The sequence below is a fragment of the Winogradskyella sp. SM1960 genome, assembly GCF_020179375.1.
GTDB classification, from domain to species: Bacteria; Bacteroidota; Bacteroidia; order Flavobacteriales; family Flavobacteriaceae; genus Winogradskyella; species Winogradskyella marina.
In genome coordinates this window covers 508,712-529,251 of the sequence record NZ_JAICBG010000001.1, presented here as the reverse complement: position 1 = coordinate 529,251, position 20,540 = coordinate 508,712, and the positions used below count along the sequence as shown (strand labels likewise).

The 20,540-nt window shown below is 33.7% G+C and carries 17 protein-coding genes; 7 read left to right on the top strand and 10 right to left on the bottom strand.

Annotated elements, in window-relative coordinates:
- Nucleotide 1: 1 nt before the first annotated feature.
- The 3 genes from K1X16_RS02375 to K1X16_RS02365 all read left to right on the top strand — a co-directional run bounded on the left by K1X16_RS02375 (nt 2) and on the right by K1X16_RS02365 (nt 5,964).
- Nucleotides 2–1,348: a RagB/SusD family nutrient uptake outer membrane protein gene (locus K1X16_RS02375; protein ID WP_225034911.1), complete on the top strand. Its 1,347-nt coding sequence runs from the start codon at nt 2–4 to the stop codon at nt 1,346–1,348.
- A 186-nt stretch (nt 1,349–1,534) separates the two neighbouring features.
- On the top strand, nt 1,535–4,351 hold the full coding sequence (locus tag K1X16_RS02370) for a M16 family metallopeptidase (RefSeq protein WP_195869559.1): 2,817 nt from the start codon (nt 1,535–1,537) through the stop codon (nt 4,349–4,351).
- Between the two features lie 410 nt (nt 4,352–4,761).
- Nucleotides 4,762–5,964 carry an NAD(P)-dependent oxidoreductase gene (locus tag K1X16_RS02365; RefSeq protein WP_225034910.1) on the top strand — a complete coding sequence of 401 codons (1,203 nt, stop codon included), beginning with the start codon at nt 4,762–4,764 and terminating at the stop codon, nt 5,962–5,964.
- 51 nt (nt 5,965–6,015) lie between these two features.
- Here the strand turns inward: K1X16_RS02365 and K1X16_RS02360 are convergent, their stop codons facing one another.
- The 8 genes from K1X16_RS02360 to K1X16_RS02325 all read right to left on the bottom strand — a co-directional run bounded on the left by K1X16_RS02360 (nt 6,016) and on the right by K1X16_RS02325 (nt 13,185).
- A complete protein-coding gene (locus tag K1X16_RS02360; protein WP_225034909.1) occupies nt 6,016–7,893 on the bottom strand; it encodes a TlpA family protein disulfide reductase in 1,878 nt (625 codons plus the stop codon).
- A 60-nt stretch (nt 7,894–7,953) separates the two neighbouring features.
- Nucleotides 7,954–8,625, bottom strand: coding sequence for a DUF1361 domain-containing protein (locus K1X16_RS02355; protein ID WP_225034908.1), 672 nt, complete (start codon nt 8,623–8,625; stop codon nt 7,954–7,956).
- Nucleotides 8,613–9,020, bottom strand: coding sequence for a DUF2809 domain-containing protein (locus tag K1X16_RS02350; protein ID WP_225034907.1), 408 nt, complete (start codon nt 9,018–9,020; stop codon nt 8,613–8,615). Before K1X16_RS02350 ends, K1X16_RS02355 begins: the two co-directional genes overlap by 13 nt.
- Nucleotides 9,021–9,037: 17 nt before the next feature.
- Entirely contained in the window at nt 9,038–9,652 is a 615-nt protein-coding gene (locus K1X16_RS02345) for a vancomycin high temperature exclusion protein (RefSeq protein WP_225034906.1), read from the bottom strand.
- Complete coding sequence (locus K1X16_RS02340; RefSeq protein ID WP_225034905.1) at nt 9,649–10,170, bottom strand: Coq4 family protein; 522 nt, start codon at nt 10,168–10,170, stop codon at nt 9,649–9,651. Before K1X16_RS02340 ends, K1X16_RS02345 begins: the two co-directional genes overlap by 4 nt.
- Before the next feature lie 330 nt (nt 10,171–10,500).
- Nucleotides 10,501–11,895, bottom strand: coding sequence for a DUF4153 domain-containing protein (locus K1X16_RS02335; RefSeq protein ID WP_225034904.1), 1,395 nt, complete (start codon nt 11,893–11,895; stop codon nt 10,501–10,503).
- A gap of 98 nt (nt 11,896–11,993) precedes the next feature.
- A complete protein-coding gene (locus K1X16_RS02330; RefSeq protein ID WP_092444317.1) occupies nt 11,994–12,287 on the bottom strand; it encodes a winged helix-turn-helix domain-containing protein in 294 nt (97 codons plus the stop codon).
- Between the two features lie 286 nt (nt 12,288–12,573).
- Nucleotides 12,574–13,185 carry a hypothetical protein gene (locus tag K1X16_RS02325; RefSeq protein WP_225034903.1) on the bottom strand — a complete coding sequence of 204 codons (612 nt, stop codon included), beginning with the start codon at nt 13,183–13,185 and terminating at the stop codon, nt 12,574–12,576.
- A 107-nt stretch (nt 13,186–13,292) separates the two neighbouring features.
- Between K1X16_RS02325 and K1X16_RS02320 the strand changes: the two genes are divergently transcribed.
- Both K1X16_RS02320 and K1X16_RS02315 read left to right on the top strand, forming a co-directional pair.
- The gene (locus K1X16_RS02320) at nt 13,293–13,646 is read left to right on the top strand and encodes a hypothetical protein (RefSeq protein WP_225034902.1); all 354 of its coding nucleotides are present in this window, start codon (nt 13,293–13,295) and stop codon (nt 13,644–13,646) included.
- Between the two features lie 228 nt (nt 13,647–13,874).
- Nucleotides 13,875–14,243 (top strand): DUF1801 domain-containing protein, encoded by a 369-nt coding sequence (locus tag K1X16_RS02315; protein WP_225034901.1) that lies wholly within the window; start codon nt 13,875–13,877, stop codon nt 14,241–14,243.
- Nucleotides 14,244–15,227: 984 nt separating this feature from the next.
- On the opposite strand, the gene crcB is transcribed toward K1X16_RS02315, so the two are convergent.
- Together crcB and K1X16_RS02305 are read right to left on the bottom strand one after the other, a co-directional pair.
- A complete protein-coding gene (gene crcB / locus K1X16_RS02310; RefSeq protein WP_225034900.1) occupies nt 15,228–15,593 on the bottom strand; it encodes a fluoride efflux transporter CrcB in 366 nt (121 codons plus the stop codon).
- A 237-nt stretch (nt 15,594–15,830) separates the two neighbouring features.
- Nucleotides 15,831–16,850: an SRPBCC family protein gene (locus K1X16_RS02305; RefSeq protein WP_225034899.1), complete on the bottom strand. Its 1,020-nt coding sequence runs from the start codon at nt 16,848–16,850 to the stop codon at nt 15,831–15,833.
- Between the two features lie 93 nt (nt 16,851–16,943).
- Between K1X16_RS02305 and K1X16_RS02300 the strand changes: the two genes are divergently transcribed.
- A complete protein-coding gene (locus K1X16_RS02300) occupies nt 16,944–18,980 on the top strand; it encodes a dipeptidyl peptidase 3 (RefSeq protein WP_225034898.1) in 2,037 nt (678 codons plus the stop codon).
- Between the two features lie 228 nt (nt 18,981–19,208).
- Entirely contained in the window at nt 19,209–20,363 is a 1,155-nt protein-coding gene (locus tag K1X16_RS02295; RefSeq protein ID WP_225034897.1) for a DUF3095 family protein, read from the top strand.
- Nucleotides 20,364–20,540 lie beyond the last annotated feature (177 nt).

The following is a 20,540-nucleotide window of genomic DNA, read 5'->3' as shown; positions in this document are numbered from 1 at the left end:
TATGAAAAAAATAATTATTTATAGTCTAGTTATATGTCTCTTTACATCTTGCGAATTAGTAGATGTTTTAGAAAATGATCCCCCAAACAATTTAGTAGAAGAAAACGTGGTGCAAAGTGAAACAGATGCAAGAGCACTACTAAATGGTGTTTATACAACTATAACTTCTAGAATTAATGATAAATATTATATGTTCTCAGAGTTAATTCCTAGTGCTATGATAGGATCTATGAATGGCTCAGGGACAGGAACAAGTCATATTCAGTTTTCCAATAACTCATTAGAATTTGATAATATCTACGTTAGAGATTATTGGTTAATGTTTTATAAAACAATGGATATAGCAAATAATACCATTAAACAAACCAATCAACTTTCTGGAAATTTAATTTCAGAGACTTCCAGAAAAGAAATAATTGGAGAAGCACGCTTTTTAAGAGCAATGTCTACGTTTGATGCCCTCAGATATTATGGTCAGTTTTTTGAAGAAAGTAGTAATTTGGGGATCGTATTACGAACAGAGCCTAGCAATTTTGTTACTAGAAATAAAGCAAGAAATACAGTTGCAGAATGTTATGAGCAAATACTATTAGATTTGGATGCCGCAATTTTAGATGCGCCAGATTATTCCGTGACCTATCGCGCCTCAAAAACAGCAGCAAAAGCTTTAAAAGCAAAAGTGTTGTTATATCAGGGTAAATATGCAGAAGCTGCAGCTTTAGCAGACCAGGTGATAAACGATGGTACAACAAGCTTAGCGCCCGACTTTGAATCTGTTTTTAGCCAGGGTTTAAATTCTTCAGAAATGATTTTAATGACGTACCGAGATGCAAATTCAGATACAGAAGATAACAATCGTAAACGCTTTTATTCTGGTATTCCTCCTACAGATAATTGGTTTACAGCTATCATGGATACAGATCCTAGAAAAGCCTATACTTACAACGATTCGGATATTTTAAAAACGAATAATGAGGAGGTCTTTAGACCAACTTATTTCTTACGTCTAGCTGAAATGTATCTTATAAAAGCAGAAGGCTTAGCTTTTAGTGGTGCATCTTTAGCAGACGCCAGTGCTCCTTTGAATATTATTAGAAATCGTGCAGGTATTGGTAATACTTCAGCAGCAAATATAGAAGCACTTAAAGAAGACATTTTTAATGAAATAGCAAGAGAACTTGCTTTTGAGAACGGAAGTGAATGGTTTGCAGCGATTCGGTTTAATAAAGCAATGCTACTTAAACCTTCTATAATTAGCTCTAACCAATATATTTTGCCTATTCCTGAAGAAGAAATAAATGGTAATGGCTCCATTACATTTACAGATCAGAACCCTGGTTACGAATAACAAATATTGGTTAGTCTCAGTAGATTACCCCTAGCAGAGTTTTAATTTTCTTTTTAAAGAATTTAAGACTCTGTTTTTAAAAATGATTTAAGATTTTACAATCATGGATACTTACTAATTAAGCTATCCATTAGAATAATATTGAAAAATTTTAAGACTTATAAATAATTTTAATAATAACAATTCATGAAAAACAGAACAGTAATTTTAATAACACTTTTGCTCTTTTTAAGTTTTAGTCTGCCGGCTCAAATAAAGGATTTAAATCGTAAAATACCTACAGACCCAACAGTAAAAATTGGTAAACTAGCTAATGGGTTAACTTATTACATAAAACAAAATGCAAAACCTAAAAATAAAGCAGAATTAAGATTAGTAATTAATGCAGGTTCTATTTTAGAAGAAGATGACCAGCAAGGGTTAGCACATTTTGTAGAACATATGGCTTTTAATGGAACTAAAAGTTTCGAAAAAAATGAACTTATTAATTATCTACAAGGCCTTGGTGTTGAATTTGGGGCAGACTTAAATGCACACACTGGTTTTGATGAAACGGTTTATAAATTATCAGTACCAACTGATGAAGAAACGTTTAATACCAGTTTACAGGTTTTAAGAGATTGGGCAGATGGTATTACTTTTGAAGATGAAGAGATTGATAATGAAAGAGGGATTGTGGCAGAAGAGCTTAGGGCTAGAAGTGGTGCTCCTATGCGTATGTATTATCAGTCTATTCCTAAAATAACCAACAATTCGAGATACGCTAAGAGGTTACCAATTGGTACAACGGATGTTATTTTAAATTCTGAATATGATGCCATGAAACGTTTCTACAAAGATTGGTATCGTCCAGATTTAATGGCTTTGGTATTAGTCGGAGATTTTGATGTGCATAAAACAGAGAAAAAAGTAAAAGAATTATTCAGTGGTATGCAACTTATTGATAACCCAAAAGAAAGAGTGTATTATGAAATTCCTGACAATAAAGAACCTGTTATAACAGTGATTACAGATAAAGAAGCATCGGGTGTGAGTATTTCTTTATTTAGCAAAAAAGACGAAACCGAAGTAATAACACTTAATGACTATCGTAACGAGGTTTTAAAATATTTATATTCAGCAATGTTACGCCAAAGGTTAAATGAAATTGGCTTACAACCTGATGCCCCTTTCTTAAGTGCCATTGCTGGTATAGGTGATTTTCTAGGAAATAAAGATGCTTTTTTATTAAAAGCAAGTCTTAAAGAAGATAAAATTACGGAAGGAATCGAAGCGTTATTAGTGGAAAGTGAACGCGTTAAGAGGTTTGGATTCACTAATACAGAGCTGGTACGTTTTAAAGAACAGTTGTTAAACGGTGCAGATATGCGCAGAAAAGAGAATGGAAAAATTAACACAAAATATTACGTAGAACAGTATATTGATAATTTTACAGATAGTAAAGCGATTCCAAGTGATGCGTTTATTTACCAGTTTTACAAAGAAGTTTTTCCAACAATTACCGTTGAAGAGATCAATAACTTAAGCAATGATTGGATAAAAACAGATAATGTGGCCGTAGTTCTAAATGCTATTGACAAAGAAAATTTAAAATTACCTACAGAGGAAGACATTGAAGCAATACTTAAAAAGGTTAGTTTACAGCCTCTAGAAGCTTATGAAGACGCGCTTAGTGATATTAAATTAATGACTAATGAGCCAACTCCTGGAAAGGTAATTAGTGAAACCTATAACGAAGATGTTGATGTTACGACGTGGAAACTAGCAAATGGAATCACTATAATTGCTAAGCCTACTAAATTTCAGAACGATTTAATTTCAATGAGTGGGTTTAGACCAGGAGGAAGTTCTTTGGCCCCAGATTCTCTATATATTTCAGCCAGAAATGCAGGAAATATTATTGGGTCTAGCGGTGTTAATGGCATATCTGAATCTGACCTTAATAAATTGAACATGGGGAAAACAGTGAGAGTTACCCCAAACATAACGTTCTACGATGATTTATTCTCAGGTTCAAGTTCGTCAAAAGACTTAGAGACAATGTTGCAAATGGTCCATTTGTATATCACAAGTCCGAACAAGGATGAAGGTGTGTTTAATTCGAAAAAAGCAAATTTAAAATCCATTTATAAAGATCAGGATAAAAGTCCAGGAAACTTTTTTGATAATCAGATAAGTGAAATTATGACCAAAGGCCATCTTAGAGGCGTGCCTTTAACAGTGCAACAGATTGAGGATGGACTAAACATCGATGATGCATTTAAGTTTTATAAAGAGCGTTTGGCATCAGCAAATGGGTTCACCTTTGTTTTTGTAGGGAGTATTGACCTTAAAAATTTAAGAGCGTTTACAGCAAAGTATTTAGGGAGTCTACCGTCAGACCTAGAAAAAGAGAGCACATGGAAAGATATAGGGATGCGTTATACTAATACGGTTGTTAAAAAGACGTTTCTCAAAGGAGTTGAAAATAAAAGTATTGTAGACATGCGATTTACTAATAATTTTGACTTTTCTCTTAAAGAAAAAAATAAACTAAGTTTACTTGGTAAATTGCTTAAAATTAAACTTACTGAAGAAATGCGAGAAAAAATGTCTGGTGTTTATGGTGTACAAGTTGCTGGTTATGCATCTGACATACCTTACGGTTGGTATAGAATGAATATACGTTTTACTTGCGATCCAAATAATGTAGAGAAATTAGTGCATAAAGTGTTGGAAGAAATTAAAAAAATCCAAAAAGATGGAGCTACTGAAGCAGATTTGTATAAAATAAAAGAGGCTGAATTAGCTAATCATAAAGAGTTCTTAGAAATTAACGCCTACTGGATAAATAAATTGAGAGAAGCCGTCAAATATGATTTAAAATTAGAATCTATTTTAGACTCTGAAGCAGAAATAAATAATATTGACTCTAATATGTTTAAAGATGCCGCGAATACATATTTTAATATGAATAATTATGCAGAGTTTGTTTTAAAACCAGAAGCTTCACAGCAAGAATAAAACCATTAAAAAACTATTTTATTATAAACCCAGTGCGCTTCATAAGCCACTGGGTTTTTCTTTATAAATGCTTTTATTTTAATCTTATTTTTTTTGTTATGTCTTGGAGAAACTCCCACTAGGTAGAGCGTAATGCTACAAATAAGAACAAGTAAAAGGGGGGGCTTAAGTTTATGTTGTATCAGTGCTTTAGTTGAATGTTAATCATGATTTTTTATTGAATTATAAAGTCTCTTTGTGCTTTTTATTTTTAGCTCAAGAAAATTCTAGAAGTTGCTTTAAAATTGAAATACATTACGGTAATTAGTATAAGATGTTAAATGATATTAATTTGCTCATAAATATTAATCACACTATTTTCGTGAAAACTATAATTTTCCCATTTTTTTGGGAATGATAATTCCATTAACATGACATTCGCCATCATAAAAGAACGTAAAAATCCGCCAGATAGACGTGTGGTCTTTTCACCTGAGCATTTAGCTGAAGCAAGAGCACAATTTCCAAAGGCTAATTTTATTGTAGAATCTTCGGATATCAGAATTTTTCCAGATGAAGCCTATAGTACACTAGGATTTGAAGTGTTAGATGATGTGTCTCATGCTGATGTAATGATTGGTGTAAAAGAAGTGCCGATTGAAAATTTAATACCGAATAAAAAATATTTCTATTTCTCTCACACTATTAAAGAGCAACCATACAACAGAAAACTGTTAGTAGCTATGTTAGAGAAAAACATAGAAATGTACGATCATGAAACCATTGTTAAAAAAAGTAATGCGCGTTTAATTGGTTTTGGACGTTATGCAGGTTTAGTAGGCGCCTATAATGGTTTTAGAGCTTTGGGATTACGAGACGGATTATTTGAATTACCTAAAGTTGAAACACTAGCCGATTTAAACGAAGTTAAAGCTGAATTAGATAAAATAACCATTCCTAATATTAAAATTTTATTATCAGGAACAGGCAAAGTGGCCTATGGAGCTAAAGAGATTTTAGATCATTTAGGAATAAAACAAATTAGTGATGCTTTGTATTTAACCTCTCAATTTACAGAGCCCGTTTATGTCATGGCTGATGTGATGGAATATGCCAAACGAACCGATGGTAAAGTAGGAGATAAGTTTAAATTTTATAAAGATCCATCGGGTTACGAAAGTAATTTTATGCCTTATGCTAAAGAGACCGATTATTTTATTGCAGGTCACTTTTATGGAAATAATGCACCGTATTTGTTTACAAGAGAAGATGCTAAACATCCGGATTTTAAAATTAATTTGGTAGCTGATATTTCTTGTGATATTGATGGTCCTGTGGCAAGTACCATACGACCGTCAACCATAGCAGATCCTTTTTATGGTTACGATCCTAATACAGAAAAGGAAGTGGCTTACGATGCTAAAGGTGCGATTACTGTTATGGCTGTAGATAATTTGCCATGTGAATTACCAAAAGATGCCAGTGAAGGATTTGGTGAAACATTTTTAGAACATGTCATACCTGCTTTCTTTAATAATGATGAACGCGACATCTTAAAACGTGCTAAGATTACAGAAAATGGTGAATTGACAAAAAGATTCAGTTATTTACAAGATTATGTAAATGGTAAATAAAAAAAAGAGGCATTCTTAATTAAGATGCCTCTTTTTTTTATGGTGATGATGTTAGTTTATGATTTCTATCATCGTATTAATTTTACTAACCTCTTTATCTGCAGAGCCACTAAAACCGACAGAAATAAAGTTGATTCTTCCACTTGGTCCTACGATGATTTTAGTTGGTATTCCAGTTATATCGTAAGCATTTGCTACAGTGTGATTTCCGTTTTCTTCTTTTGGATCAATAAGTACATTAAAATCATAGTCGTTATCTGATATAAATTTTGATACTTTTTCTATGCGATCTTTACCATCTTCAAGAGTGTCTATAAATAGAAATTCTATAGTCTCATCGTTTTTGTATTTAGTCACAGCTTTTTGCATACCTGGAAAAGAAGCGATGCAAGGGCCACACCATGTTGCCCAAAAATCTAAAATAACAGTTTTGCCTTTTAAAGATGATAAGGTAACGTCATCTCCATCTAGATTCTTTAAAGTAAAATCAGGTGCCTCTTTGTCTATAAGTGTTTTCTTTAGGGCTTCAATCTCAGCTGCCTTAGCTGTTTCTTCAAGTTTAGCCAACATCATATCCGCATCTTTGGTATCATCAACATTTTTAACAGCTTCTAAATAATAGGAATTTAATTTTGCAGTGCTTCGCCCTTCTTCAATAAACTCAGTAGCGTTTTCAACAACGGCTTCATATTGTTCATCAGCCATTAAATACTGAATATAACGTTCGTTCATTTCTCCGTTAGCATCATCTTCAACCGCAATAGATTGATATGTTATGGCTTCCTTTATATCATCATTTTTAAAAGCTAGTAAGGCATAAGTGTCTGCATACATACCATACGTTTGCTTTAAGCTGTTTTCGTATTGCTTAGGGCTGTAAAAGTCTGGCTTATTTGCAAGAGCTACTTGTTCAGCTTCAACCAAATCTAAAGATTGTTTTGATAATGCCATGGCAGCTTCAATATCTTCACCTTTTTCAGCTTTTGGCCAAGCAATGCTGTTATAAATCGAGGCTTTAGAATACGCATCATCCATTAGGTTTAAGTACTCGTGAAAAGCGTCTTCATTTCCGTTGTTGTAATTAGCTAAGGCAATATTTTGGATGATGTATTTACCATCTGAATGGTTTAAAATTGCTTCTTTGTGGGTTTTAAAAATAGTTTCTTTAGAGTCTAAATTTTTGGCATCAAAATAAGAATTGATTATTGGTCTAAATGCTAGACTACTATTGGGATATTTTTCTGAAATAATGTTGAGAATACTGTCATTTCGTTCAGAATCTCGTAGACCGGAATAAATACGAGATAACATCTCATAATCTTCAAGAGATTCAATTTTAGTGGTTTGATATTTTGAAAGATAGACGTCGCCAAGATCTGAAAGTTGACTAGCATCGACTTGCCTCGCTAAATAAAAGTGAGAATTAATCCAATCTTTAGTTAATTCTGGATACTTTTCAATAGTCGTCGCAATAGCTGACAAAGCATTTTCAGCATCTCCCGTTATACCAAAGTTTTTACCAGAAGAAAAGGCATAGTATTCTTTTGCAGCGTCCTCATCTTTTGCTACTTGTCCGTCACTGTTTACAACAGAAAAAAGGTAACCGTCCGCATTGTTATCGTCATAAGTATCGTCTACTTTAAAATTAAACGCAATAACCGAAATACTATCTGGAACCGTAATGGTTGCCGAATTATTTTCAAATTCTAAATCGTAAGGATAGTGTTTAGCATGATTAACTTGATAATAAAAACTGTCGTCGAGGTCGCCATCTCCAGTATAGGTGATTTTAAAAGGCTCATTAGCTTTAATAGTTGGAGATGTAAAACTAAAATCTCCAATGTCTACGGGCTGTACTTCTGTTTTTTTGTCGTCTTTACAAGCCATCAGTAAAAGTAATACAACAGCTGCGAGGTTTATTTTTTTCATGGTTACTTGTGGTTTTTATACATAAAGATAAGCACTATAACGAGAAATTTGACTGTTGCTTCAATTTAAATTTGAGTCGTGACGATAAAAATTCTTAAACACCCAAAAGCCTATGACTAAAAAGGTTCCAAAACCGAATGTGAATAACCACGCTTCAAAATGCTGAAATGGTGATACAATCATGCTTACAATATCCATAAATAAATAATGTGGTTCACTTATAATTTCCCACGAGTTATAACGAAGAAATCGGCCTAAATAAACGCCAAAACCACATAGAAAAAGAATTACAATGTTAAAGACTTCAACAGGACGCTTTTTGAATTTTGACACCAATAATTTTTGCATATCTAATATTGAGATGTAAAAGAGTAGTAAACCGCTCAATGCAAATGATAATACGACTAACACATCCAGCCATAAGAGCGCATCGTTTCCGATTCTAATATGAATGAGATCGGTAACGATATAAGGTGCATTAGGCAAAAAGGCTAACCAAACCAAAAACCAAAAGCCAAGTTTTAGTTTACTTAAACCTGAAACGCTATTGAGATATAGAGTTATAGCGTAAGGTATGATGGCTAAAAATAGATTCCAGATTAAAAATAAAAAGAAATAAGATTTATTGAGTTTTACACGAACCAAGAGTAAAACACCACTAAAAAATAGGGCTACGGTAATTAGCGATAGGGTTTTAAAACGATTCTGAATCATTGTTTTTATAGTTTCCATAGACTTATATTTTGTTTCTTTACGCGTTTAGAAATCGAAGATTCTACAGCCAAAACGGTTAAGATTCCTAGTGTATAGGCCAATAAATCTGTAACATGGAATGTGCTACCAAAAATAAGTTTAGCAGTAAAGCTATCTTGTAAATTAAAGTAGGTTAAAAATGGAGTAAGTTGAAGCAATTCTACGCCATAAGCAATTAAGAGGACGACTAAACTCGACGCCCTCACATTCAAGTTGGTGCATCCTCTAATAATTGCATATAGTAATATAACAACGAGATAATCGCCAAACGTATAGCGAATAAACCCTGTTTTGATAATAAAAGCAATGGCCAATTCTATAAGAAATAAGCTATGTGCTAGGACTAAATAATTTTTGTTGAGTTGAAATTTCATGATGATGTATTCTAATTTTATTTAATAGCGATTTTATCACCTAAAAACTTAGGTCCCACATTAAAAAGTAAGTCTAATCGTGCTTTGGTACGAGCTAAATATTCGCGTGGAGGTGTTTTGTAAACGTCTTTTGCATTAAAAGCTATGGCATCAATATCATAATGTTGAGCGATGTAAATGGCTCGTTGATTATGGAAACGTTGCGAAATCACTGTGAAGGCATTTTGACCAAAAATTTCTTTGGCTCTTACCATAGAATCTAAAGTTCTGAAACCTGTATAGTCTAAAAATATATGTTCGGTAGGAATACCTTTTGCTATTAAATCGTTTTTGAAATCTGTGGGTTCATCGTAGTCTTTTCTGCTATTGTCACCACTTACTAAAATGTATTTTATTTTTCCGGCTTTATAAAGTGCTGCAGCAGCATCAACTCTGTGTTTGTAGAATAGATTGATGTTACCATTTGATGCATGTTTGCTTGCGCCAAGAACGAGTCCAACGTTGTTTTTTGGAATTTTATCGATAGCGTCGTACGTAAGTCCTTTTGCTTTAAAGTTTACCCAATGAAAGGTGATAAACACACCATAAGCAATAAAAATACTAGTTAGAATTAAGATTTTTAATGTTTTCATATGGCAATGAGTTTTAGGTTTAATAATTCTTGTTTAGGAAAAATGGCAGCTCTAAAATCTGATATAGATACATTCATGAGTTTTCTATAATCAAAATGATGAAAGGGGTTTGCTGCCTTCCCAATTTTGAAGGAATTGTGGTAATACTTATAATAATCTGGTAGAATAGCGACTCCAAGAATTATGGCTCCATACAAATACGGACTGCGTTTTCCATTACCAAAACAAAGACATTGTAGTGCAATTTCATCTTCAACTTTAGTGCTATAGCCACAAAGTACATGGTAACAATCGTGACGTTCTACTTTAGGAATTAATTCAAAATTATTTTTATCTAAGAATTCACCTAAGTGTCTTCCGAAGGTAGGTTGTGGTAGATTTAGTAAATCCGTTTTGGTGATGTTCCATGGTTCATGATTTTTAAACATAGACGTATAAATCCGTTGAGAATGTTCAAACAACCAAATAATAAGTTGCTTTCGTTGTGCTTTTATAGTTTTTAATAATAGGTTGTTCATGGTAATTTGGGATGATGAGGTTCTATATTTTTGTTGTTGAATTGTTCTGATTTTCTGCCTTGTAATATTTCGTATCTCCAAATAAATAGTGACAGAAAGAAGACGAAGCCGAAATAATAATAAACCAGAAAACTGTCGCCTATCCATATAATAGCTACACTGCAAAGTGTAAATAAACTAATGGTGTAATACGGGAAATACGTGTTAACGACGCGCATTTTATCCTCTCGGTATTTTGAAACCCAAAAGATGCACGATATACTTAACCGAAGTATTATAAAGGTTAGTCCACCAATAATTAGTAATAAAAAAAAGGCTAATAGAAACATCTTATTTTGTGCTTATTTTAAAATTATCATACTGTAACTCTTGCCAATTATTCGTTTTGAGTTTGTGAACATAGGTGTTGTATTTGTTTTCAATAAGTTGAATTGAATCCGTGTTTAATGCTTTATTTTCTAACTGTTCGTTTAGTAAAAAGGTGTTGTTGTTAGATAAACCAATGACGTAGTTGTAATCCATTGATTGCGCATAATTAAAGTTGAAATTGGTAATGTGGTAATCCCAATTAATGGTACTAGAAATAATAAGAATGATAAATGCGGCTTGTGTGTTTATTCTGAATAAATACCAATTGTTTTTGGCTCCATTTATTTTTAAAAGGGTTGTTACTAAACCAATAGACGCAAGTAGAAGATAGATGATTACGCCAATTCGCTTATAGGTTAAACCAAAATAATAGATGTACTGACTGTTTTTAAATACAATGCTTGCTACCAATAGTATGTTTAAAACAATCCAAGTAAACGCAAGTCGTTTTAATGTTGTGTTTTCCTCGTAAAAATTCAAGTTACCTCTAAACACATATAAAAGAATTAATATGGCAATTACAATTGAAGCAATAAGAGCATTAATTCCGCTATGAACTTGAGCAGAATAAAGAGACGCTCTAATATCTTGTTGCGTGGTTAAAAAAGTGATATCTGTTAATAGATACATTACAATTAATGCATTTAAAAGTGCGATGAGAATAATACCAAGTTGGTTTTCTTGCTTTAACTTCGGAATGGAAAAAGTTGTCGTTTTGTATAAGCTATTGTCAGTTTGGAGATCAATTCCAGTAGCAGGTTCTACTTCAATTGGTGCATAAATATTACTGAATAGGTAGTAGCCTAAACCTGCCATTAATAGCCAATGAATGTTTATAAACCCAAAATCTATTTTTTCAATTAAGTTGCTAAAAACTGGATTACCTTCTTTGTAAAGTGCAATAAAGGTTATTACAATTACGGTCGGAATTAATATAAGTTTAGCCCAATGTAAATAATCAATCTCGACTTTCTTTTTTGGCTCTTCTTCAGTTGGTTTTGGTTGAATGACTGCCAAATTTCTATGAAATAATCCTGCAATTGTGGTGTATAAGCCATTTAGCCAACTAATGTAGATTGAAGATTTAGTTTCAGATAAATGGCCTATTAAAGTTAAAAAAGCTACCAAATTTGCAATTACAGATAAGGTAGAACTGTGAAAAAAGATGGTCAACCCTGTAGTGAGATAAGCTATGGTATAGATTTGGGTTTTCCGATTTTTAAAGTGCGATTTATTATTTATAAATAATATCACAACAGTAAGAATACTGAACAAAAAGAGGTTAAGTCCGATAGATTGGTTGTAGAAGAAAGTGCTAAATAAAATGGCGGCAATAAATAATGTTATTTTTTTCATGTTTCAGTATTTTAAAGTACTTTGAAATTCAAAGTAAGTGGGTAAAAAAAATTTTTTGATATTTAACTGTCACGTTGAGCGCAGTCGAAACGTCTATTTTAAGTTTTATTGATTAATTTTTCAAGGGCTTCAATATGTTTTTGAAATTCTAATTTTCCGAGTTTCGTCACACTATATCTAGTATTCGGTTTTCGACCTATAAATTGTTTTTCAACTAAAATGTATTCAGCCTTTTCTAGGGCTTTGGTATGGCTCGCTAAATTGCCATCTGTGGCGCCCAATAATTCTTTCAACATTTTAAAATCGGCATACTCGTTTACCATCAATACAGACATAATACCGAGTCGTATTCTATGATCAAAAAGTTTATTTATGTTGGTTATTATGCTCAAATTTCTGTGTTCAGTGTTCGTTTGAGAAATTAAAGTAATAGGTTATTGCGGTATTTGGTCAATTCCTTAATTCCTATACAATCTCTTCATAATTTTTTTCTTTGCGCCTTTCCGCCTTCGCGAGAATTTTTTATTTTTCTCTCATCTCTCATCTCTCATCTCTCATCTCTCATCTCTCATCTCTCATCTCTCATCTCTCATGTTCTCTACGAATCTCCGTGTAATCTCTGCGCATCTCTGTGTTATTTTTTTCTTTGCGCCTTTTGCGTCTTCTCGAGAATAATTTTCACTTCGCATCATATTTAAAATGCATCCAAGTGCCATAGACAATATGCATAATACCAAATCCAATCATCCAAAGCCAGAACCCATAACCAGGATAATAACTCGCGATTAAGCCTAATATAATTTGAATATATCCTAAATACTGAATGTCTCCAATACTATATTTGGAAGCACTCACCAAAGCTAAGCCATAAAAGATTAACATTAATCCTCCTGTTTGGCCGTAACGTCCTTGGCTTAGAATAATGAAACAATAAATTCCACCAACGGCTAATGGCACCAAGAAATTAAATAATAAACGTTTTGAAGAATTATCCCAAATTTTTTCACCTGTCTTTTTCGCTTTTCTAGTGGTAAGAATTATACCTGTAACAGCACTTAACAAAGCGATCATAGAAAGCACTAACATACAGGTCCAAAATACCCAACCATGGAATATATATAGAGTGCCACCACTGTAAGTCATAACCAACCAGTATGCAATTGCAGCTCCAATTAAAGCATAAACACCAGCGAGAATTCCAGACAGGCCACTCAAGGAAATAAATCGAGATGACTTATTCATAAGATTTTTAATCTCACTAATGTCTTTTAGATAATCTTTATCGCTCATATTAAAGTACTTTGAAATACAAAGTAAAATAATTAATTCGGTTTGAGCAAATTTATTTTCAAGATTTCGTTAAATTTATAAATCAACTTATAAATGACAGAACCACAATGATCGAATTACTTTTAGCTATAGCCAATATATCAGGAGGCATTTTATTAGGCCTGGCAATCCTCGATAAATGGGATGGTGAGCATAACTTTTTTAATAAAATTGCTGGATTTTTAGCACCATTTGACACCATTATCGGACTTGGACTTATCATTTTAGCCCTATTAGAATTTTGGGATGGTCTGTTATTTAATATTGTGAGTATTCTAGGAGGTATTTTATTGTTAACGCACGTATTCTATAAAGTACCTGCTTTAGAAGCGAGTTTAAGACAGCTATCTGCAAAGTTGATGCCTTTTAAAGCTATAATCGGAATTGCGCTAATTGTGATTGGAATTTTAGGTGTCTTTTAGTAGGGTGTAAGCCATGTCTTTGTTAAAGTGGAAACAGGAAAGGAAATGTTGCCTTGGTTTTAGCATAGCGAGCACTTCCATAGAAAAATTAGATTAGTTTAGACTGCAAAATTATCACATCAATGGTCGTCATATTATTTTCAGGATTTGGTGTATTTTTACTCCAACTTTTTTTTAAAATGATAAATCACTTAGAGTGATAAACCCTTAAGACTAAAACTAATTAATGTGAACCCAGCCGAAGCACACATCCTAAAACAACCCGAACCTTTCAAATCCATATTCATGCATTTGCAAGTGTTACTTGAACATACATTACCAGAAGCCGATTTGTTATACAAATGGCGAATGCCATGCTATTACATCGGTAAACGTCCAATCTGTTACATCAATAAAACCAAAGATTATGTGGACGTTGGTTTTTGGCATTCTGCACACTTATCAAAACAATGGGACGCGTACTTAATTTCCGAAAATCGTAAAGTCGTAAAATCATTACGTTACAAAACGTTGAATGATATTGATGATGCTATTTTTATTTCAATATTAAAAGAAGTCGAAGGTTTAAAAGAAAAAGGATTTTATAAGAAAGCTTGATTTCAGTCTCAGTGTTCAGTGATCAGTGTTCGGTGTTCAATGTTCAGTCTTAATTAAGAGGAAAAAGTTATTCGTTATTAAGTCGCTATCCAAAATTGCTCTGTGAATCTCCGCGAAACCTCCGTGCATCTCTATGTAATTTTAACTTTGCGCCTCTGCGCCTTTGCGCGTAACTTTTTAGTCTTTAGTCTTCAGTCTTCAGTCTTCAGTATGAGGGAAAAGTTATTCGTTATTGAGTTATTAAGTCGCTATCCAAAATTACTCAGCGCATCTCCGCGAAACCTCCGTGTATCTCTGTGTAATTACCACTTTGCGTCTCTGCGTCTTTGCGAGCAACTTTTCAGTCTTCAGTATGAGGAAAAAGTTATTCGTTATTGAGTTATTAAGTCGCTATCCAAAATTGCTCTGTGAATCTCCGCGATACCTCCGCGCATCTCCGCGTAATTCCACTTTGCGTCTCAGCGGCTTTGCGCGTAACCTTTTCAGTTTTCAATGTTCAGTCTTAATTATGAGGAAAAAGTTATTCGTTATTGAGTTATTAAGTCGGTATCCCAAATTACTCTGTGAATCTCCGCGAAACTTCCGTGCATCTCTATGTAATTTTAACTTTGCGCCTCTGCGCCTTTGCGCGTAACTTTTTAGTCTCCAGTCTCCAGTCTCCAGTCTTCAGTCTTCAGTATGAGGAAAAAGTTATTCGTTATTGAGTTATTAAATCGATGTCCCAAAACGCTCTGCGCATCTCCGCGTAATTCCACTTTGCGTCTCAGCGGCTTTGCGCGTAACCTTTTCAGTTTTCAATGTTCAGTCTTCAGTATGAGGAAAAAGTTATTCGTTATTAAGTTATTAAGTCATTATCCCAAATTACTCAGCGCATCTCCGCGAAACCTCCGTGTATCTCTGCGTAATTATTAAACTAAAACTTTGCATCTTCCCGCCTTAATAAGGTAATTTTAATCGGAATTTGTCATTTAAAATTTTGGAATATTATTTCACAAACCACATGCCCAAAAACACAGCCAAAAATCCAACCACAAAACTCGCCACCGTATAAATCGCAAAACTCATAAAATCACCCGATTTCAAAAACACATGATTCTCATAAGCAAAGGTAGAAAACGTTGTAAACCCACCACAAAACCCAGTTGCTAAAAGTAAGGTCTGACTCTGAGATAAGGTTTCGTTTTTAGCCGCTAAGCCAAGAATAAGTCCAATGAGTAAACTCCCCAAAATATTGGCCGCAAAGGTGCCATACGGAATTCCAGTTTCAGAATTGTTAAGCCATTTGCCAATAATAAAACGAAGCACGCTACCAAAGCCACCACCAAGAAATACGAGTATAAGTTGTTTCAATTTTTTTAAATTTTAGTTGGTAGTTGCGTATTGTTGGTTGATAGTTTGTTAGATGCGATCATTAGTTGTCAGTTTCAAAAATAGAGTTATTAAGGTATTCGGTAATTAAGTTATTTATTCATTTACAAATCAGTCTCTGTGCATCTCCGCGTTATCTCTGTGGATCTTCGCGTAATTTTTTTCTTCAAAATGTAGTGAGAATTTTTGAACTTCAAACTTCAAGCTTCACACTTCAAATCACTTCACTTCCACATAAATCTCAGTAATCCATTTCGCAGGGTTAGGCTCATTCATGGGATCGGTTAAATAGGTTTCAAGCATTGATCCAGCTTCAACCATTTCAAGATTATTAGTGCTTATATACGCCATCGTAGTGTCCCAAGCTTCTTTCAAATTATCATAATTACCTCTTAAAACTGTTTTTACAGCTCTAAAAGATTCCAAGTTACCCGTTAAAATTTCGGCTTCGTCAGTAATAATTCTAGAATTTGTTGGTACACATGTAGAGAACATTACTGTATCATTTTCTTCATCCCATTTGTGATATAAAATAAATGGTGGACCAGCCATAGTAACATTATGAGCTATAGCGTAGGCACCAACTTTTGGTAGCATTGTCGTCATGTTCTTTTCAAAATCACTGAATTTACAAGATGCCGTATTATAAAGATAATACCCTCCACTGTGTTGTGTGACTCCTTCAACAGTAATCGTATAAACTTTCATGTCGGCTTGTATTGCACTGTCTAAAAGCTCTAGGCTTCTTTCGTATTCAGGACCAATTAGCGCCTCCATGCCACCAGAAAAAGCAGCCCACATTTTAAAACCAAAAGGTAAATTGTCACCCGAAATAGTCCAAGTCACATCCGTTGAGCCATCAGTATTCGACTTAAAATCCCAATTTACATCAGATTTTGGATAGGTTGCAAATTGCATCTCTTGTGTAATCGACGTATCGGGATTAGCAGCTGTCGTGGTCATATAGCCTTCATCTCCATCCTCATTCCAATTGTATGACCCTCCAACACCTTTGGTCGTTTCGCCTAAAGTCATTACAATTTCAGGATTCGATTCAACCCATGAACTCCATGATTCCCAATTTTTAAAATCAATGACATTATTGTAAATCACAGAAGGTGGTGCTTTTATGGTTCGTGATCGCGTTACTTCGTACGAATTGGGTTGCACTGCAATATAAATTGAAACTCCAATGACAAGGATTAATAGTAATAAGAGGAAGGATTTAAAAGCTTTCATTAGCAGGGATTTTATTTTGTGTTTATCAAAGATAGTCATTTTATGATATGTGATATATACATTACATTTGTGTACAACAAATAAAAAACTCACATGAATTTAAAATCCTTATTTAAAATCTGTTTTCTTGCCCTTTTTATAGTGGCATGTAAGAATGAAGCAAAAGAAACACCAACTGAAACCGTCGAAGTTACTGAAGCGGAATTTAGTTATAATGTCGAAGAATTTGCTGACATTAAAATTTTACGATACCAAATTCCAGGTTGGGAAAATTTAAGCCTTAAAGAACAAAAATTAGTCTATTATTTAACGCAAGCAGGTCTTGAGGGTCGCGATATTATGTGGGATCAAAACTACAGACATAACCTTAAAATTAGACATGCGCTAGAAAATATATATACCAACTACACAGGGGACAAAACCACTGACAACTGGAAAAATTTTGAAACTTTTGTAAAGCGTGTTTGGTTTAGTAACGGAATTCACCATCACTATTCTAATGCAAAATTAAAACCAGCGTTTGATAAAGACTATTTAAACGAATTATTATCTGCAACCAACACCACTTTAGAAGGTGAAGCTTTTGAGGTTTTATTTAACGATAAGGATGCTAAAAAAGTGAATCAGGCAAAAGGCATCGACAACGTCTTAGAATCTGCGGTAAATTTTTACGGTCCAGATGTAACGAATGCAGATGTGGCTAATTTCTACAAAACGAAAGTATCTCCAGATCCAGAGAAGCCATTATCTTATGGTTTAAATTCACAATTGGTAAAAGAAAATGGAGAATTAAAAGAACGTGTTTATAAGTCAGGTGGCTTGTATGGTGCCGCTATCGATAAAATTATTTCGTGGTTAGAAAAAGCACAAGGTGTTGCCGAAAATGATGCACAAGGTGAGGCTTTAGGCTTACTAATTGAGTATTATAAAACGGGTGATTTACAAACTTGGGACGATTATAACGTCGCTTGGACAGCAGCAACCGAAGGTAATGTGGATTATATTAATAGTTTTATTGAAGTGTACAATGATCCTTTAGGCTATAGAGGGTCTTACGAAACGATTGTTCAGATTAATGATTTTGACATGTCTAAAAAAATGGCTGTGTTATCTGAAAATGCACAATGGTTTGAAGATAATTCACCTTTAATGGACGCACACAAAAAAGACAGTGTGGTTGGTGTAACTTACAAAGTAGTAAATGTGGCAGGTGAAGCAGGTGATGCGTCTCCAAGTACTCCGATAGGTGTGAATTTACCAAATGCCAACTGGATTAGAGCAGCCGTTGGAAGTAAATCCGTTTCTTTAGGAAATATTATTGGTGCTTACAATAATGCAGGAGGTTCTGGTCGTTTAAAAGAATTTGTTCACGATGAAGAAGAGTTACAACTCGAAGAAGAATACGGACAATTAGCAGATAAATTACATACCGCTTTACATGAAGTGATTGGTCATGCTTCAGGACAATTAAATCCTGGTGTTGGTGAAACTAAAGAAACCCTCAAGACGTATGCCTCTACTTTAGAAGAAGGTCGTGCTGATTTAGTCGGTTTATACTATTTATACGATTCTAAATTACAAGATTTAGGCCTCGTTGAAGACTGGAAAAAAGTAGGAAAAGCAGCTTATGACGGTTACATCAGAAATGGTTTAATGACCCAATTAATCCGTTTAGATTTAGGTGACGATGTTGAAGAAGCACATATGAGAAACAGACAATGGGTGTCTTCTTGGGCTTTCGAAAAAGGAAAAGCAGACAACGTAATAGAAAAAGTAACTAAAGATGGAAAAACCTATTTTAACATTAATGATTACGAAAAGTTGCACGAATTATTCGGACAACTATTAAGAGAAACACAACGTATTAAGTCGGAAGGAGATTACGCCGCTGTTGAAGCCTTAGTGGAAGGGTACGGTGTAAAAGTAGATCAAGATATTCATGCCGAAGTTTTAGAGCGTAACAAACAATTTCCATCTCCACCATACAGTGGTTTTGTAAACCCTGTGTTAGTGCCAGAACTAAATGATGCTGGAGAAATCACAACGATTAAAGTCACACAACCTAGTGCATTTGCAGAGCAGATGCTACATTACAGTAAGGATTACAACAATCTTCCTGATGTCAATTAAGGTTTAACATTTTTATACATTTTAAAAAGCACTTACAGTTTTGTAGGTGCTTTTTTTCTGGAATAGAATATATTAAAAACAAACAACAATTATCAATTAAGTTATAGTGTTGATTACTCTTAAAAATGATTATATTTAAGATAACGGATGTAGTAATCTTTAAACGCACGTGATAATGTGTGGTTAAAAACATTTTAAAGAAAAAGAGAGCAGTCTGCAGCGGAGCTAATGGAAAATATAAAATTTTATAACAAGCTAAAAAAGTCAACGGATACACTTACAGCATTATTAGAAAATGAATCTTATTTCTCTGATGTGCCAGGTACTTGGCATGTTGTCGTCGTTGATATTTTAAATTCTACATTAGCCGTAGATGAAGGCAAACACCATCAAGTTAATCTAACCGCGACAGGCTCTATAATTTCCGTATTAAATTTTATTAGAAAAGAAAAGCAAAACATAGAAATACCCTATTTTTTCGGAGGTGATGGCGCGACATTTATTATTCCATCGCTGTTCTTAAAGCCAATCATAAAAATCTTAGATAATTATAGTCTTCATATTAAGAATAATACCAATCTAATACTTAGAGTAGGTCATATTTCAGTGAGTTATTTGGATGGTCAGGATTATGGTTTAAAACTTGCAAAACATCAGATAACCAATCAATTATCGATCCCTATTGTGTTGGGTACTGGTCTGAAAAAAGCTGAAGTATTAATTAAAACCAATTTTGAAGAGAGCCGCACTAATTTCGAGAAATCCCTTTTAAATTTAGAAGGCATGGAGTGTCGTTGGAAGCAAGTTAAACCGATTCAAACCCAAAAAAAAGTGGTGTGTTTATTATTAGATGCGATACATGAAGGCGATCAAAGATGGATTTATAAAGCTGTTATTAGTGAGATGGATCGACTCTTTGGGACGTTTGATAACCGACAACCTATAAAATCAACTAAATTAAGATTAAATTTCAGTATTCGTAATATATGGGAGGAAATGAAGATTAGTCTCACGAGGCAAAATTTAAGCTACTTATTTAAAAAATGGATGTCTACACTAATCGGTAAATTCTATTTAAACCTATCAAAAGATGGAAAATACTATTTAAATCAAATAGGGCAACTGTCTCATACATTTATGCTCGATGGCATGATTAATACTGTTTTTACAGCCGAGCAATCTCAAATTAATCTTTTTATAACGTATTTAAATCAACTCGAAAACGACAATAAAATCGTTTATGGTATTCATGTCACGCACGCCTCAGTAATGTCTTGTTATGTGTTAGATAGAAAAACCAAACACTCTCACTTTGTCGATGGCACCGAAGGAGGTTATACGTCTGCCGCCAAAATGTTGAAACAAAAGTTGAAAAATCTTTAAGCGTTTTTTTTGAAACGCATCTCAACTAAAACCTATTCTAATGACTATCAAATTTCAAAAAATTCGTCAGTTCGAGTGCATTTTACGATTGAAAATGAGTAAAATGAGTATCGAGAACAAGAATTTGTCCGGAATCGAATTCACGATACAATTTTTATTACTAAAGCTCTACGAGAT

Excerpts from the sequence above, each read along its gene's own strand:
- K1X16_RS02340 (WP_225034905.1), bottom strand. The coding sequence starts at position 10,170 with ATGAACAACCTATTATTAAAAACTATAAAAGCACAACGAAAGCAACTT.
- K1X16_RS02335 (WP_225034904.1), bottom strand. The coding sequence starts at position 11,895 with ATGAAAAAAATAACATTATTTATTGCCGCCATTTTATTTAGCACTTTC.
- K1X16_RS02305 (WP_225034899.1), bottom strand. The coding sequence starts at position 16,850 with ATGAAAGCTTTTAAATCCTTCCTCTTATTACTATTAATCCTTGTCATT.
- K1X16_RS02355 (WP_225034908.1), bottom strand. The coding sequence starts at position 8,625 with ATGGAAACTATAAAAACAATGATTCAGAATCGTTTTAAAACCCTATCG.
- K1X16_RS02375 (WP_225034911.1), top strand. The coding sequence starts at position 2 with ATGAAAAAAATAATTATTTATAGTCTAGTTATATGTCTCTTTACATCT.
- K1X16_RS02325 (WP_225034903.1), bottom strand. The coding sequence starts at position 13,185 with ATGAGCGATAAAGATTATCTAAAAGACATTAGTGAGATTAAAAATCTT.
- K1X16_RS02300 (WP_225034898.1), top strand. The coding sequence starts at position 16,944 with ATGAATTTAAAATCCTTATTTAAAATCTGTTTTCTTGCCCTTTTTATA.
- K1X16_RS02350 (WP_225034907.1), bottom strand. The coding sequence starts at position 9,020 with ATGAAATTTCAACTCAACAAAAATTATTTAGTCCTAGCACATAGCTTA.
- K1X16_RS02370 (WP_195869559.1), top strand. The coding sequence starts at position 1,535 with ATGAAAAACAGAACAGTAATTTTAATAACACTTTTGCTCTTTTTAAGT.
- K1X16_RS02345 (WP_225034906.1), bottom strand. The coding sequence starts at position 9,652 with ATGAAAACATTAAAAATCTTAATTCTAACTAGTATTTTTATTGCTTAT.
- K1X16_RS02365 (WP_225034910.1), top strand. The coding sequence starts at position 4,762 with ATGACATTCGCCATCATAAAAGAACGTAAAAATCCGCCAGATAGACGT.
- K1X16_RS02360 (WP_225034909.1), bottom strand. The coding sequence starts at position 7,893 with ATGAAAAAAATAAACCTCGCAGCTGTTGTATTACTTTTACTGATGGCT.
- K1X16_RS02320 (WP_225034902.1), top strand. The coding sequence starts at position 13,293 with ATGATCGAATTACTTTTAGCTATAGCCAATATATCAGGAGGCATTTTA.
- K1X16_RS02295 (WP_225034897.1), top strand. The coding sequence starts at position 19,209 with ATGGAAAATATAAAATTTTATAACAAGCTAAAAAAGTCAACGGATACA.